The organism is Duncaniella muris (assembly GCF_003024805.1).
GTDB lineage: Bacteria > Bacteroidota > Bacteroidia > Bacteroidales > Muribaculaceae > Duncaniella > Duncaniella muris.
Window position 1 is genome coordinate 1 of sequence record NZ_PUEC01000049.1, and the last position, 13843, is coordinate 13843.

Below are 13843 nucleotides of genomic sequence, written 5' to 3' on the forward strand. Positions count from 1 at the left end.
TGTCAGATACATAATTCTTTGGTTTTGTTTCTGGTTATTCATTTATTTAAACAATCACCAAAGCATAAATGCCTGAAATATTGACTGATGCTTATTTATTATTCACATTTGTTTTTAAACAAGCTCTTATTACATACGGATTCCCTTGTAACCGTGGGTCAGAAGGATATTCAAGATATTCAACGCGCTTCACATCGCTAACACGCATTGCCAGTAAGTCGCTCTCTGATGCCGGCAGATAGTCAATGAATACAGCTACAGGTTTGCCGCCATTGGTAGTAATTGAGTTCCCTGAAATAATGCTTAACTGGGGTATTGCCATGTGATTGAGCAATTCCGAGCCTGATTGCGATGCGTTTTTCTGTGCCGTTGTTGGCATATATATCGATTTGTCAGAGTATAGGGTCGCATTTTCGGCCTCCACAGTTACCTGATGTAACTGGGTGGCGGTTACACGCATAACGATATTGCCAAGATTAAATCCGACACTCCGGCGGTAGGTTGTCTTATAGCCCATGCAGCTGAGTTTGGCGATAACGCCGCGACGGTCGCATGGAATTGAAAAGCGACCGTAGGCATCAGCTACGCCGTAGGTTATTACGGTGGAGTCTGACGGGGCAAGAAGCCAAACGGTTGCAGCCGCAACCGGTTCGTTGTCGTCGCCAATGGCGGTGCCGGTATAAACGAATTTGCCGTGCTGCAGAGCCTCGATATAGTAATCATTTCCTTTCTTGATTACGGAAACAGGGTTAAGCCCGACAGTTTTGCGCAAGGCATCGTAAGCGTTGTCAGTGCGGACTACTGCCGATGTGCGGTAGTTGCCGAGTTCCTTGTATATGAAGGATATGTTGATGTCCGGGTGGTCTTTGCTTATTCTGACGATAGCCGCTGAAACAGGGGTGTCGCTGAATGTGTAATTCAATTTATAGGCATTGGCTGAAAAGCAAGTCATGACGGCCAATACCAGAGTAAGGACAATCTTCATTTTTCAGTCAATGGTTAAGGTTTTGTTATTCTGTTTAATATTGATTTGCTCAAATGTGTTGAGCTGCGCAATTACATCGTCAAGCGTCAATGCCGGGTCGAACTTGTAATAAAGATGTAGCGATGCGACTTCCTTGTTGTTGAATTTAACATCAACGCCGTAGCGGTTGGCGACTGCGTCCATAATGGTTTCAAGGGCTTCATCCTCAAACATCATCGGGGTCAAGTCAGCTTTTACGGTGTCGGTCGGCACGGCGGTACTGTCTGCGGGAACAGAAACGGTGACGGCAGAGGCATTTTGTTGAGCTCCTGCATTAGCCATCGGCTCGGCCTTGCGCTCCGTTACCGAAACGGTTATGGCAATACCTGCGGCAACCGCAACGATAGAAGTAAAGACAATTACAGCTATTGAGGCGGCACGGCTACCGAACCAAGCAAAGAGCCTGCGATGTGGTGTGTGGTTATGCTTATGCGAGAAGACCTCCCATTCGGCATCGATATCGACCTCTTTGTTGGCCTCGATTGCCGAATCCGTTTTGCAGAGCAGATTGTATAACTCTTTCGTCTTGGGGTCGGAAAGAATAGTCTGCAACTTCTCCGACGAATATTTGTCGGGGTGCTCGATAATATCAAGCACAAGTTTGTATTTATCCATTTTCGCTGAGTTTTTTACGGATTATTGACAGCGCATGACTCAGATGACGATATACGGCAGTTTCGCTGATGCCCATAACCTCTGCGATTTGTGAGAACTTTATGCCGTCGGAAAATCGCAGTTCCATAATCTGGCGAGCTTGTGGGGAAATATTATTGCGGATAAAGGCATACATTTTTGCAATGGTTTCCTCATCGGGCCAGTCCTCGGTATCGTATTCCTCCATGTCAAGAAAATAGCGGTTGGCTATTCGTTGATGAATACTGTAATCGCGGATATGGTTCAGACAGCGGTTGCGCACCGCTTTCAGAAGATAACCGCAGGAAATCAGGAGGTTTGAACTGTCGTCGAGCAACGATAAAAACACATCATGGACGATGTCGCGCGCGAGATCATCGTCGTGCAGAAGTGCCACGGCCAACCGGAACATCTGCGTGTAATGTGCTTTGAAAAGCTGCTCTATGTCGTTTCTGTCTGTCATACACTATATAGACACACAACTTCCTGAAAACTCAACGCTGAAAGCAAAAAAAATTTGAGGAAATTTCATTTTCGACTACAAAGGTACTGAAAATCGAGCAATTACGATTAACGCAATTTGTCTTAAAATTCAGCCAGACACGGATAAGGTTTATATTACGCCTGACATTGACAGCGAGAAACTATCGTGAAATGGAAATTTTTGCGGTGGATCTTGCTCTGCGACCGCGTACCGGCAAAGCCGACATACGCTGTAAGCCCACACGCGAGGGCTTCGCCGTTCGCAGCCGCTACAAAATTCCCGAAGTCGGGAGGCTGAAAGCATCCCGATACGGAAATTTCTCCGCTCCGATGTAGAGGGTATCGAAAGCGTCGGTGCCGTCGGTGCGGTGTTCGAGCAGGTCTTCTTCCGACTCGGCAAGTTTCTCGCCTGACTTGTCTTTCTTGAAGCCGTTGCGACCATTGGAGACACCGGCTGACTGCACCGCGAGAATCAAGTCCTCGTTGTTCGAGCGGTTGAAGAATGGCATAAGGCGTTGCTTTCCGGCAAACGCATTATTGATGAGAAGGTACTTCTCGTGGTGGTGCATCGGGTTTCCGAGGTACACGGATTCGACGCGCCAACCATGCCGTTCAAACTCCCTTACCACGTTATAATGGAAGTCCTGGTCGTTGACGGCATAGTTGGAGCCGAGGGCCGTAGCATCGTAATAATAGACCACGGTCTTATTGCGGTGGGCGGCGTAATAGCGGCAGAAGTCCTCGACGAGTGCCGGTATCTTGCGGTCGAACTTGACGTAGAAGCTCTTGATTACATTGAGGCGGCGGTCGCGTGGCTGACCCGCTACAATCCAGTTGATGTTGGCGTTGTAGTCCATGCCTATGCAGATGGGCGCGTCGGGGTCAACGTCCTTGTCGGCGCGGGCGTCGAGCGTCGAGAAGTCATAATCATATCCGAGAGTATCGAGGTACTGATTATCGTTGGCGTCGTACTTGTGGCCCTCGCGCATCGAGGAATAGAAGCCGTCCTTTGCAATTCCGATCCTCTGACAAAGGATAGAGGTTTGGAAGGTCAAAGGAGTAAGGTCGCGCTTCATCTGCTTTATGTAGTTCTCGCCGAGAAGCTGCAAGTTCTCGATAGAGGAATACTCGCGGTAATAGACCGCGACGGAGCGCATCTTGTTCAGGTCGCGGTCAAGGCGGCGAAGGTAGCCTTTGAGATATGGCGGCACTTCGGCGCCGGAGGCGTTGAGAGCGCGGATGCGCTCTTTGGTGCGCCATATCTCATAGACCGTGGCCTCGATGGTTGCAATCAGCTCCGAGTCCATTTTGTCGCGGTAATGGAGGAACCAACTGCCCTTTTGGGTCTGCGGCATATCGCTCAATATCATAATTGAGTGATTGAAGGAGTGCTTTCCGAAGTGCGACTTTATGCCGCCGTTGGCCGGTAGCGTTTCGTCTTTCAGTTTGGCGTAGTCGATAAACTTCGCTTCATCGACAAGCAGCCATGAGAGCGTGAGCGAGTTGGAGCTGCCGGGCCGGTCTTGTGATATAATCACTGCGACCGAACCGTTATAGAAAGATATGACGTGTTCATAATCTTTCGGGTCGATGATGGGCTGACGGAACGACTTCGGCGGTTTCCTACCGACAACGTAATGTATGCCCTCGATAAATCCCCAGCGTTTCCAAGCGGCGAGCAAGCCCGGAATAGTGTTAGTCAGTCCGTGCTTGAAGGTAGGCACTACGATGCCGCCAGTCGAGCCGGGCATACGCTGCATATTGCGCAGAACAAACGGAGCAGCTATGCTGTCCGTTTTGCCGGTGCGTCGCCCTGCGACGATAACGGAAGTGTTCGCGCCGATAAGCTGCGTGAGACGCTGCGGCTTGTTAAAGTAGACTTGTTTCTCTGATGAGTGAATGTGCGGATGTTTTGATGATTGTGTCATAAAAATCATTAACTTTGCATATCAAAATAATAAGCGCATGGAAATGTCTGACAAACTTCTCACGATATTAATGTTGATTGGTGTATTAGCTTTTATTGGGTTTATCGCCTTTATGGCTGTTCGCGCAGTTAAATTAAGAAATCGCGTAAATGCGATGAAGATGCCACCAAACATCAATCAGATCAGAAGAAAGTCATTATGGTTCGCCATTATTGTGATAACCCTAAGTTGCATCTTTGCGTATATTGTTACCTATCAATAAATTGGATTCGTTTGGGTCGGTTTCCTGTGGGCTGTCGGGGAAAAGTTTGTCGAACTCTAAATCTACTTCCTCGAACTCCACGTCCTCGATGTCGATAGTTTCCTTGCGGTACTTCTCAATCATTGCCGAGATTTTGTCGGCAATGTTGGGGATAGGCTCGATGCCGAGGACACGCGGGTCATCGGTGGCCGTGAAGGGCTGAACGAGGATTTGGTCGAGCGGTATTGCCTGTTCGTCTTCAAGGTCAACGCGGTTCAGTTTGCCGTAGGCGGTTGCGGCGCGTTCCATCGTCTTGCTGTCCTTACGCTTCTCGGCCATCTTGTAAGTGGCGATAAGCATTTCATTTGTGCGCCAACGGTGGAAGTCGCGGCTTGCACTTCCAAGCATAGGAAGCAACGACTTGACAACGGCAAGGTCAGAATAAGCCGTAGTGCGGTGTATGCCATGCCGTTGGCAGACCTCGGCGACAAACTCGCGGTCTGTGCCGTCGGGATTGGCGATGAACCAGTTATACATTTCGCGGACGCGCAAAACCTTATCCACAAGTGCTTGCGGATAACGGTCGCGCAGTTCGACCTCCTTTGTAAAGAGTTCGGCGCGGCATACTTCTATGGCGTTGGGGTAGCTCATTACTCGTCGTCCTCCATATCGAGCAAATTGCGGTGGGCGTTCTCGATAGCGAGCGGCGAGCCGACCTGTGCAAGCATCATTTCCTGAGAATGGAGCTTGACCTTAGAGGCGGCTTTGCCTCGGCGGTAGGCTTTCGACACGTCCGAACTGCGGTCGGCGATGTCGGAGCGCAGCACATCAGCCGGAATATCGAGTATCACGGCCATGTCGCTTATCTTCAAATATATGCTCGCAAACTTTTCAATCTGCTGCAAGTCGTTCTCTGAATAGGTCATGGAGTGGAACTGAATGGTTTGTGATAAGGTCGTTGACCTGCGCATGGAGATTAGCGAAAATCTCCGGAGAGGTCGAGATGAAAGCAGACTCGTGGCGGTTGCCGCGAGTTAGGTTCTGCGAGGTGATGACGCTGACCGTGTCGCCGCGCTCGGATTTCACCAACAAAATCTTGCTGTGATTGTCAGCAAGATAAGTTCGCTCGATAACTTGGGTGATGAACGCCCAGAGTTTGAGCGTCTTGTTGGTCGCCTTGTGGTCGAGCACAAGGTTAATCCGGCTCACGCGCTTATCCTTTGTAATAAAGAATAAGCGGCGAAGAAACTCCTCGGAGATGGAGAAGGAAGTCTGCCAGACTTCCGCGACACCGACCTGCGACAAAATCCATTCGAGAATGTCGGCCACTTGGACTGCATTACTCAGATACGCTTGAAAAGGTGTATCTGAGAGTGGCCGTAGGATTTGGTCTATCGAGGCGGTGCGCTTCATATAGGTATGAGGTCAGAGTTATGAGTTACGAGGTTTCTTCTTCGGGGTGGCGCGGGCGGCTTTTCTACTTTTGCCCTCGTCACTCTGACCAATGACATACCTATCGTAAGCCTCCCAGTTGGTATGGAGTTTCTTGTCGAGCGATATAAGTTCTTTGAGGAACGGGTATCGCTCGGAGTCCGGGCAGGTCGCGTTTTCAAGCGATAGCGAGCGGAGGCGCAGATGCAGTTCGCGCATACGTTGGAGAAGCGAAAGGTTCTCAACGTACTTCGCCTTGATTTCGTCGGGCAGCGTGTCGTGGTCTTCGCGCTTGCCGAGGCGACGTTCATCTTCCGGCTCGGTAGAAGCATCATCGGTCAGATGATGCTCGTCGGCAATGGTCTGCACCTGTGCGGCCATTTCTTCGACCTGCGCATGGGTCAAGGCTTGAACGCGGAAGTTGTAATATTTTTGAAGTTGGTACTCGATAATGTCATGGCGACGGTCGAGAGCGGCAACAATATTCTTGTAAAGAATTTGATTGCCCGACAACTTCAAAAGATAAAGTGCGCCGACTGCATAGTCGCGCTCGTCTTCATGTGTTTCAAGCCACTGTCGTATCTGTTCGGTAAATTTGTGGTCCATTTGAGGGGGTCAATTTTAATTTGGCGCGAGGGGTCAAATTTTATTTGATATAGCCGTGAAGAAAACAAGGTTTTTCTGCAACGGCATGAGAAGATTTCGCATCGAGATCATCGTTGCGCCGGTGGTAACAAAATCGTCGAATACGATTATGTTGTTTTCCTTTGGTGGCTCTGCCCCAAAGGTGAACACTGCACCGACACGATGCTTCGAGTGGCACTCGGCAATATCTTCGTAGAACGGTATGCCGAGCAGTTCAGCGAGCCGGGCAGAAATGAGCGAGGCAAAATTTCTGACCTTGTGGCGACGCTTGGGCGAGGTAACGAGGCACCAGTCGCCATTGGCGAGCGAGCAGCCCAGTATCTGACCGATGAGCTTTGCGACGTTGGTAGCAAAAAACTCCACCATATCGGGGTTGCTTTTAATGTCGGTCAGCGTCCGGCCATAGAGCGACTTCTTCCAGAGCGAGATTATCCCGAAAGCAGGATTGCGGTAGGAAATTCGCACCTTGTTAGGTGCGAAGTCGCAACGGGCCTCCGCCTGTTGCACGTCTTTCCATGCCGCACGTTTCTTCTCGGCGAACAGGTCTTTGGCCGGAGCCGGAGAAGCAAAAGAAGCGTCGAGGTCGGGAACGTCAAGCGAAGGCACTTCGATGTCGTTCAACATCTCGTCCAACTCTATCGCCCCATTCCTGACGCTTCTGTTCGGTTCCATGCTCACGCGGCCTTACCTGAGCAGTCGATGTCGCCGTCCTCGGTTTCGAGCGTACCGACATAGAAGGGTGCCGGCACTTCGTCGGTAGCCTCGACGTTGATAGTTGTCGAGGTCGTGCCGGTGGCACCCTGACCGAGATCCTGGGCGACAGTCGCCTTAGTGAGCCACTTGTCGTTGCCGAGGACGCGGAAGTTGCCTTTCATGTCCTCGACGATGAAAACATTGTCGGTGTTGTTGATGTAGGCCGCGGCAGCGGAAGCCTCCGCGCCTACGCCGGGGTGAACGGCGACAAGTTTGTTAAGCTGAGTCTGCGAGGGCAGCTCGCCCTGCGCCTCGGAGGTCAACTGCGACTTGTCGGGAAGAATGTCGATATACTTCCACTTCGCATCGGCGGCAAGCGTATAGCTTCCGGCCAGAACTGCGGAAGTGGCACGGCCCAGTTCATCACGCGGCAACTGCGGATAGCCGAGAATGAACGACTTGGCGAGGAAGTATATGCGGCGCTTCACGCCGGGCAGCTCGGGGGTGCCCTGGCACCATCCGAGCGATTTCTGAATAGAGGTACAAGTTTTAGCCATAGCTTACACAGCGATTTCGATTGTTTTGAAGCGGCGTTTGTCGATAGTCTCGAACTGAACGCCGAAGAACATAGTGGCGATGTATGAAAGGATAAAGGGTGCGAACTCCTTGATCAGCACGTTTTCGACATCGCCCATCTGGTCGTAGCCCACGAGCATATTGCTCTTGGTGGATACGTGCATGAACTTCGATCCGGCCTTGTTGTAGAGGGGGCAGAACTTCAGCTTGCCGTTGGAACCCTCCACGGCACCTTGTCCGTACTGGGTGTTGTAAGGTATGCCGCCGTGGGTAAGCAGGTAGCCTTCGTTGTACTTGTCGACGAAGTCCTGCGAGCAATAGAGATAGAGGTCCTGGGCGCGGAGGCGCGGGTCGAGCGAAAAGAGGATTTCTTTGGCGATGTCTACGGCGTTGGCCGCAGTGATGGCATCGTCGAACTTCATATAGTTGCCTTCCTCGGCTGCGATGGTACCTGCGGCGATTTCCTTTTCGGTAATCGTGTCGAAGCCGTCGAAAAGGTCGGCGGTGGTGTTACCGGCGGCGTTGCGTCTGCCGTTCCATACCGCATCGTTCAGATGCTCGGAGAGGTTCTTGGCGATACGTGCCAGGACGTGGCGGGCGGTGGGCGTAGTCATCTGACCGTCCCCCTTTGTGGCACCAGTGCCTAAGAGGGTCGAGATGGCCGAGTTAGGCTCGAAATTAGCGACAACGGAGCCAAAGTAGGTTTCGAGGTCGCGGAATTCGATGCCGAGGTTGTAGTCCACGGCACGTTGGGGATTGTAGGGAGCGAACTGGGCGTCGCCTGTGAGGTTGCCGACGCGCTCCTTGTATCGGATGCCGGGGCGACCCGTCATAAACTGAAGCGTGTCGCCGATACCGATAATCGGGAGCATAAGGAGGTCGGGGCGGTATTTGACCGCGGCCTCCTGATACTCTTGGAGAGTGAATGAAAATTTACCTGCCATTGTGGTATGGAGAGTTTAGGGTTAGACTTCGTTGTAGAGGGCGCGGGCCGAGTTGAAAGTTTCAACGAAGGCCTCGACGTCGTTTTTGGGAGCGGGTTCGCCGGGCTTGTTGTCCTCGACAACCTGCTTCGACGGCTCCGCCGGAGTCTTGGCGAGTTTGGCCTGAAGGTCTGCGATGGTCTGTTTCTGCTCGTTGCAGAGGCGGTCTTTCTCGGCGAGCGCGTCTTCTATGGCGTCGAGCTGCGCCACTGTAACCGTAGCCGCACCGTCTTTGACGGTCAGCGGCTTGTCGGCGAGGATAGCCGACAAGAAGGTGTAAGTCTTGATCATTGCGGTGGTAATGGGATTGGTTGACGGTTTGAAGAAGGAAGTCAGGGCGGCGAGGAAGCGAGAAAACGCACTGTCCTTGTCGACTTCCGCAACAGGGATGTTCGGTATCGGCATACCCTCCGAGGCCATAGCCGAAGCGAGCGCATCGGTGAGCTTCGGAGCCGGTTCATCGGCAAGGTCTGTGATTTCATCGACAAATCCCCAGTCGAGGGCTTCCTTAGCCGTGAGCCAGCCGCCTACTTTCATCAAGGCGAGAAGGTCTTCCGTCTTGCGCTTGCAGCGCGAGGCGTAGAGTTGGGCGCAATTAAGGTCGAGCTTGTCGAGGCCGGCCTTGATTTTCTCGCAGTCGGCGATGAGCGTTGCGAACTGGTCGCTGTTAAGACTGCCCCACTCGAAGAAGGCCATCGAGCATTTATGCACGAGGTACATGGCCCCGGCATCGATGGAGATGTGGGCCGCGCCGAGCGAAGCGATGGTGGCGGCGGAGGCATTTAGTCCCACGAAATGCACATTGACGTTGCCGTGGTTCTTGAAGGCAGCGGAGATAGACAGGCCGGTGGCGAGCGAGCCGCCGAGGCTGTCGATTAGGACGTTAACCTGCTTCCCCTCGTTCCTGGCGAGTTCGCGGTCAACGGTCGAGCGGTCGAAGTCGTAGCCTCCGACGTAACCTTTGAGTGAGATATTGTATGCGGTCTTTGACATGGCAAAAATAACTTTGCCACGAAGTTACAGCCACATAATAATAGGAGAAAAGACACCGATTTCTCAGAAAAAATCGCTAACTTTGCATTTGATATGGGACGAAAAGCTATAACATTAGACGAGCAAATCGCATTATTGCGAAGCCGTAACATGACTATATCAAATGAGGATAAAGCGAAAGAAATCCTTTTTGATGTAGGCTATTTCCGTATGGGGTTCTATTGGTTCCCATTTGAACAGACATACCCGGAAAAACATCACCGAACACATCAATTCAAAGATGGTACGGATTTTGACAGTGCTGTAAAGCTATATTATTTTGATTTTAATTTGAGAAATATTCTCCTCAAGCCATTAAGTCGCATTGAGATTGCATTTAGAACGAAAGTAGCATACCTCGTCTCAAATCATTATGTTAATAGTCCAACTTGGTTTGTAGATACGTCTGTTGTGAACCGTAAGCAAGCGGCCTCGTTTGAAAGAAAGGTTTATAGGCAGATACTTGAAAAAACGCCGCTTATCGCCCTGCACCATAGGCATCATATAAATGATAAGTTCGCTCCGGCGTGGAAAACATTGGAGTTTATGACTCTCGGTGAGGTTGTCAATCTTTTCAAATCGCTCAAAGATGAAGAATTGAAATTAGAGATTGCCAACCAATTCGGGATAAAAAAACTGGTTACGTTTGAGAATTATCTTGACATCATCAAGAATCTGCGAAATACATGTGCCCACGGAAATGTATTGTATGACTTTACTCCTGAGAAATCGATTCGCAAAGGCCCTGCAATGAAAAAAGGCATAGGCGAAAATCAAAATCTCAATGGAGCTTTACGAGTAGCGTTATATATGATGAGACAGGTATCGGAAAACCGATACAATGATATGCTTACCGACATAGATAGATTGATATCGAAATACGGAGCATATCCGGAAGTAAAGTCTATTCTCACGACAATCAGTGGTTTAGACCAGCTTCATAGAAAGTAAACAACAACCTTTTCTCTGAAAATTTTGTTATATCATAAAAAAGAAGTACCTTTGCAACATCAAAAGTGCCGGTAATGACTTTAAGGCTCATTGCCAACACTATAAAAGGGAAAAAAAGAGGTCGTGCATTTCGCTGCACGACCTCGATTTTTATTACAAGAGCCGCCCCGGAGGGCGACCCTGCAAGGAGAGAGGGAGGAGGGGTCAGATGCGGCGGAACACGTGATTGTTGGCGCCCATGTTGTAGTCGTACATGAACAGGTCGCGTCCGAAGGCTTCATAGTCGAAATAGCGCGAGAGGTCGCCCATCGTTCTTTCAATGTCCCAGCACTCCTCGACGATGTGTCGGGCGAAGTCCTCCTCGCTGTCCCATTCGCCGCAGTATGCTTCCTCGAAGTTGTCGAGCGTATCTTCAAACTCCATGTAATCGTCCACGGCATCGACATCGTACTTGTCGCACAGCTCCGTGTATTCCTGAATGTGGTCGAAGTCTTCCTCGGACATGAAGCCCTCGTTGTACCACTGGCGTGGGAAGCCCTCGTAGTCCTGGGCCATCAGCTCCGGGTCGGGCTCGTCGGCGTGGATTGCGTTGCAGAAGTCGATAAACTCGTCGTAGTCGCTGAAGCTGCTGAGGTCGATCCACAGACCGCAGAGAGAGCCTTCGTTGTACTTGCCGTAAGTACCGACGTAGACGGAGGGTTCACCGTCGCAGCCGCTCTTGTGTTCGCTGACCGCTTCCTGAAGTTCTTCGGACGTGTAGCCCAGTTCGGCGAGTCGTTCTTCGACTCTTGGAGTGATGTTGAGTTCTCCGAATTGTAGTCTCATTGCTGTAAAATTTTGAGGGTTTGACATTTGGTTCATTTTTTAAGTTTTACGTTGCAATAATTGGGAGAGCTGAGGAAGCGGAATTGCAAACGTTATTTCAAGCCACGGCGGTAAATTCTTGGGTCCTGGAGGGTGAAGAATTTTGAAATGTTGTTTGCAATCCCGGAGGGCAAGCCACCGGTGCAGTCTGCGGTCAGCCCTACCTTTGCGACAGGAAAACTAAATGAGACAATTGTCCCGAAAAATCAGCGATGAGAATACAGGTGAACACAACATCAAGAATCAGAAGAACAGCCGGACGGGCAGCATGCCCGGAGCAGGGAGCTGTCAACAAGAGCGGATGCATGTGCGCCCGGAGTCCGTCGGTGCTTACGAATATGGCAAGTGCAATGAAGGCTCGCGGTCTGTGGTTTGACCTGCTCGGCGACAACGACACCGCTTTATCCTGCAAGGCATTCCACATAGACGATGCCCGCCCATTCCTTAATTATGGCTTGGACTATGAGAACTTACACCGCCTACCGCTGAAAATCGAGGGCAATGTCTGAGGGGGATTACGACCGCCATAATCCACGGAGCGAGAAAGATGCGACAGGTATGTAGCCGATGCCGTACCGCTGACGATTGGAGTTTGCAGAGAAGCCGACACCCGCAGGGCTACTGCGGACATGGGACAGTTTACCCGCCACATCGTGTACCACGACCACGAATAACGAAAAGATGGGCCACCGCTCACGCCGATTATGATGCCGTACTGTTCAATGAGACCACATTATGGCAGCACCGCTGAATGTTCCGCTGCATCTGACCCCTTCCTCACTCCTGCAAGGTGTCGCTCTCCGCGACGGCTCTACCTATAAAAAACCGCCGATGCCTCACGCGCCAGCGGCCTAACAACTTCAAAATCTGTAATGACCTGCCGCATCACTGCGGCAAAATGATTGGGACTGTTTATGATGCAAAAGAATATCATATCACGCACGGCACCATCGAGCGGATGGAGACGTGCTTAATTTCGTATTCATATCCGGCGGCATCGCCAGACGGGAGGCCGCAGCGCTGCTCCGACTCCACTTGCGGATGCGGAGCTTCGAGCGAGCCGAGAAGGTAAGACTTGCCGTTGACATCGGTAACGACAAACCCCAGGCAAGGATTCCGGGGAAGTTTCCTGTCGGTAAGGAACTTCAATGTGGCGGTGTCCTCGTACCCGGCACCGTCCTTCTTTGTCTTGCACTCGCAGGTAGGCTCGTCGAAGAAGGCAATCGGATGAACGTCGGTCAGGACGGCCACCGTCATGCCACAAATAGCCGACAGGTCGACGCGGCGCGGCAAGTGTCGACAGTCAATCCAGCCGATAGCCTTTATTCCGGGAAGTATCTGTGTAGAAGTACGCATTATAGCAGAAATAGCATAATTGAAAAAATGAAGTGCTGAAATCAATGAGATTTTTTACGCAGATATTGTTTTTCTGCGCGTTTGCGGTGAAGATAGATGTCGCGCTGCCGCTGATAGCGTTTGGCGATGGCGTTCCAGTTCTTCTCCGTCGGCTCGATGCCGTGCTTCTCCATCCACGCATAAATCAGCTCGTCCTGACGCTTGCCTATCTTGCCGAAGTGATGCAGCTCTTCCCACAGCTGAATGTCGAAGCGGTTGCGGATAAGATTGAGCAACATCGACAGCGCACGTGGCGGCAGGAAATTGTATGTCTCCGGCGGACGGTTGCGGAACGTCGGAATCCTGACGGCCAGTTTACCGTCGGCGCAGACCTCCGGCTCCACACCCTCCGGCAGCTTCGCCATATACAGTTCGAGCGTCTTACTCTCGACAGAGCCGCGAGTAAGATGCACCGGCACATCGCCGCCGTGTTCGCTGACGAACCACTGCGCGAGATAGTCTTCCAGAGGCAAATAGATACAAAGGTCGCTCATAACATAGCCGATTGGTACATACAAAGTTACCATATATCAGCGTGTTAGCCTAATAATCAAGAGCAAGAATGGGTAACTTAGGGAAACCCCTCCGAAGAAAAATATTATCGGCGAAAAAGAGAGGATATATGCCACAGGGTTGACAGCGTTGACACGTTGACAGCGGCATAAGCCGGTGGCAGGAAGCCGCAACATACCAATTACTTATCTATTTTACCCTATAAATAGATAAAGAGTAGTTTGTCAACGTTTGGATATGGATTTTTCCAAAAATGCGATTTTGACTACCTTTGTCAACTGGAAAACCCAGGCTCGGATGACCCCTTAGGCCAAGGTTGAATTAACCCCTGAAAATATTTTGAATTGACCCCTGAAAACGTTCTGGCCGACGGGGTCAATTTTATTTTGTCTTATCGGCTTTTTATAGCTTTAAGCTTACGGACGCTTTCGCCGGTAAGCGTGATTCGATG

At 50.9% G+C, this 13843-nt stretch carries 17 protein-coding genes; 2 read left to right on the forward strand and 15 right to left on the reverse strand.

The genetic code is table 11. From position 1 onward, the window contains the following. Positions 1-91: 91 nt before the first annotated feature. The 12 genes from C5O23_RS13405 to C5O23_RS13465 form a co-directional block, all read right to left on the reverse strand. Positions 92-985, reverse strand: a complete 894-nt coding sequence (locus C5O23_RS13405) for a carboxypeptidase-like regulatory domain-containing protein (RefSeq protein ID WP_107033420.1) — start codon at positions 983-985, stop codon at positions 92-94. A 3-nt stretch (positions 986-988) separates the two neighbouring features. Then, complete coding sequence (locus tag C5O23_RS13410; RefSeq protein ID WP_107033421.1) at positions 989-1639, reverse strand: DUF4974 domain-containing protein; 651 nt, start codon at positions 1637-1639, stop codon at positions 989-991. Further along, positions 1632-2120: an RNA polymerase sigma factor gene (locus C5O23_RS13415; protein WP_107033422.1), complete on the reverse strand. Its 489-nt coding sequence runs from the start codon at positions 2118-2120 to the stop codon at positions 1632-1634. Before C5O23_RS13415 ends, C5O23_RS13410 begins: the two co-directional genes overlap by 8 nt. 289 nt (positions 2121-2409) lie before the next feature. Then, positions 2410-4068: a hypothetical protein gene (locus tag C5O23_RS13420; protein WP_107033423.1), complete on the reverse strand. Its 1659-nt coding sequence runs from the start codon at positions 4066-4068 to the stop codon at positions 2410-2412. Positions 4069-4291: 223 nt separating this feature from the next. Further along, on the reverse strand, positions 4292-4960 hold the full coding sequence (locus C5O23_RS13430) for a hypothetical protein (protein WP_107033425.1): 669 nt from the start codon (positions 4958-4960) through the stop codon (positions 4292-4294). Further along, positions 4960-5235 carry a hypothetical protein gene (locus tag C5O23_RS13435; protein ID WP_107033426.1) on the reverse strand — a complete coding sequence of 92 codons (276 nt, stop codon included), beginning with the start codon at positions 5233-5235 and terminating at the stop codon, positions 4960-4962. The genes C5O23_RS13430 and C5O23_RS13435 overlap by 1 nt, the downstream gene beginning before the upstream one ends. Next, a complete protein-coding gene (locus C5O23_RS14485) occupies positions 5201-5518 on the reverse strand; it encodes a hypothetical protein (protein ID WP_153062500.1) in 318 nt (105 codons plus the stop codon). The genes C5O23_RS13435 and C5O23_RS14485 overlap by 35 nt, the downstream gene beginning before the upstream one ends. A gap of 222 nt (positions 5519-5740) precedes the next feature. Next, entirely contained in the window at positions 5741-6346 is a 606-nt protein-coding gene (locus C5O23_RS13445) for a hypothetical protein (RefSeq protein WP_107033428.1), read from the reverse strand. A gap of 33 nt (positions 6347-6379) precedes the next feature. Next, positions 6380-7057: a phosphoribosyltransferase gene (locus tag C5O23_RS13450; RefSeq protein WP_107033429.1), complete on the reverse strand. Its 678-nt coding sequence runs from the start codon at positions 7055-7057 to the stop codon at positions 6380-6382. A gap of 2 nt (positions 7058-7059) precedes the next feature. Beyond that, a complete protein-coding gene (locus tag C5O23_RS13455; RefSeq protein ID WP_107033430.1) occupies positions 7060-7635 on the reverse strand; it encodes a hypothetical protein in 576 nt (191 codons plus the stop codon). A 3-nt stretch (positions 7636-7638) separates the two neighbouring features. Then, positions 7639-8598: a hypothetical protein gene (locus C5O23_RS13460; protein WP_107033431.1), complete on the reverse strand. Its 960-nt coding sequence runs from the start codon at positions 8596-8598 to the stop codon at positions 7639-7641. Positions 8599-8619: 21 nt separating this feature from the next. Then, the gene (locus C5O23_RS13465) at positions 8620-9630 is read right to left on the reverse strand and encodes a Clp protease ClpP (RefSeq protein ID WP_107033432.1); all 1011 of its coding nucleotides are present in this window, start codon (positions 9628-9630) and stop codon (positions 8620-8622) included. A gap of 93 nt (positions 9631-9723) precedes the next feature. Here C5O23_RS13465 and C5O23_RS13470 point away from each other — a divergent pair, with 93 nt between their 5' ends. Continuing rightward, positions 9724-10620, forward strand: coding sequence for an Abi family protein (locus C5O23_RS13470; protein ID WP_107033433.1), 897 nt, complete (start codon positions 9724-9726; stop codon positions 10618-10620). A 204-nt stretch (positions 10621-10824) separates the two neighbouring features. Here C5O23_RS13470 and C5O23_RS13475 read toward each other — a convergent pair whose 3' ends face one another. Then, positions 10825-11445, reverse strand: coding sequence for an antirestriction protein ArdA (locus tag C5O23_RS13475; RefSeq protein ID WP_107033434.1), 621 nt, complete (start codon positions 11443-11445; stop codon positions 10825-10827). Between the two features lie 251 nt (positions 11446-11696). Here C5O23_RS13475 and C5O23_RS14250 point away from each other — a divergent pair, with 251 nt between their 5' ends. Further along, positions 11697-11993 (forward strand): hypothetical protein, encoded by a 297-nt coding sequence (locus C5O23_RS14250; protein ID WP_107033435.1) that lies wholly within the window; start codon positions 11697-11699, stop codon positions 11991-11993. 421 nt (positions 11994-12414) lie between these two features. Here C5O23_RS14250 and C5O23_RS13485 read toward each other — a convergent pair whose 3' ends face one another. Next, positions 12415-12840: a hypothetical protein gene (locus tag C5O23_RS13485; protein ID WP_133166578.1), complete on the reverse strand. Its 426-nt coding sequence runs from the start codon at positions 12838-12840 to the stop codon at positions 12415-12417. 41 nt (positions 12841-12881) lie between these two features. Beyond that, a complete protein-coding gene (locus C5O23_RS13490) occupies positions 12882-13373 on the reverse strand; it encodes a hypothetical protein (RefSeq protein WP_107033437.1) in 492 nt (163 codons plus the stop codon). Positions 13374-13843: the final 470 nt, after the last annotated feature.

Excerpts from the sequence above, each read along its gene's own strand:
- C5O23_RS13405 (WP_107033420.1), bottom strand. The coding sequence starts at position 985 with ATGAAGATTGTCCTTACTCTGGTATTGGCCGTCATGACTTGCTTTTCA.
- C5O23_RS13410 (WP_107033421.1), bottom strand. The coding sequence starts at position 1,639 with ATGGATAAATACAAACTTGTGCTTGATATTATCGAGCACCCCGACAAA.
- C5O23_RS13415 (WP_107033422.1), bottom strand. The coding sequence starts at position 2,120 with ATGACAGACAGAAACGACATAGAGCAGCTTTTCAAAGCACATTACACG.
- C5O23_RS13420 (WP_107033423.1), bottom strand. The coding sequence starts at position 4,068 with ATGACACAATCATCAAAACATCCGCACATTCACTCATCAGAGAAACAA.
- C5O23_RS13430 (WP_107033425.1), bottom strand. The coding sequence starts at position 4,960 with ATGAGCTACCCCAACGCCATAGAAGTATGCCGCGCCGAACTCTTTACA.
- C5O23_RS13435 (WP_107033426.1), bottom strand. The coding sequence starts at position 5,235 with ATGACCTATTCAGAGAACGACTTGCAGCAGATTGAAAAGTTTGCGAGC.
- C5O23_RS13445 (WP_107033428.1), bottom strand. The coding sequence starts at position 6,346 with ATGGACCACAAATTTACCGAACAGATACGACAGTGGCTTGAAACACAT.
- C5O23_RS13450 (WP_107033429.1), bottom strand. The coding sequence starts at position 7,057 with ATGGAACCGAACAGAAGCGTCAGGAATGGGGCGATAGAGTTGGACGAG.
- C5O23_RS13455 (WP_107033430.1), bottom strand. The coding sequence starts at position 7,635 with ATGGCTAAAACTTGTACCTCTATTCAGAAATCGCTCGGATGGTGCCAG.
- C5O23_RS13460 (WP_107033431.1), bottom strand. The coding sequence starts at position 8,598 with ATGGCAGGTAAATTTTCATTCACTCTCCAAGAGTATCAGGAGGCCGCG.
- C5O23_RS13465 (WP_107033432.1), bottom strand. The coding sequence starts at position 9,630 with ATGTCAAAGACCGCATACAATATCTCACTCAAAGGTTACGTCGGAGGC.
- C5O23_RS13470 (WP_107033433.1), top strand. The coding sequence starts at position 9,724 with ATGGGACGAAAAGCTATAACATTAGACGAGCAAATCGCATTATTGCGA.
- C5O23_RS13475 (WP_107033434.1), bottom strand. The coding sequence starts at position 11,445 with ATGAGACTACAATTCGGAGAACTCAACATCACTCCAAGAGTCGAAGAA.
- C5O23_RS14250 (WP_107033435.1), top strand. The coding sequence starts at position 11,697 with ATGAGAATACAGGTGAACACAACATCAAGAATCAGAAGAACAGCCGGA.
- C5O23_RS13485 (WP_133166578.1), bottom strand. The coding sequence starts at position 12,840 with ATGCGTACTTCTACACAGATACTTCCCGGAATAAAGGCTATCGGCTGG.
- C5O23_RS13490 (WP_107033437.1), bottom strand. The coding sequence starts at position 13,373 with ATGAGCGACCTTTGTATCTATTTGCCTCTGGAAGACTATCTCGCGCAG.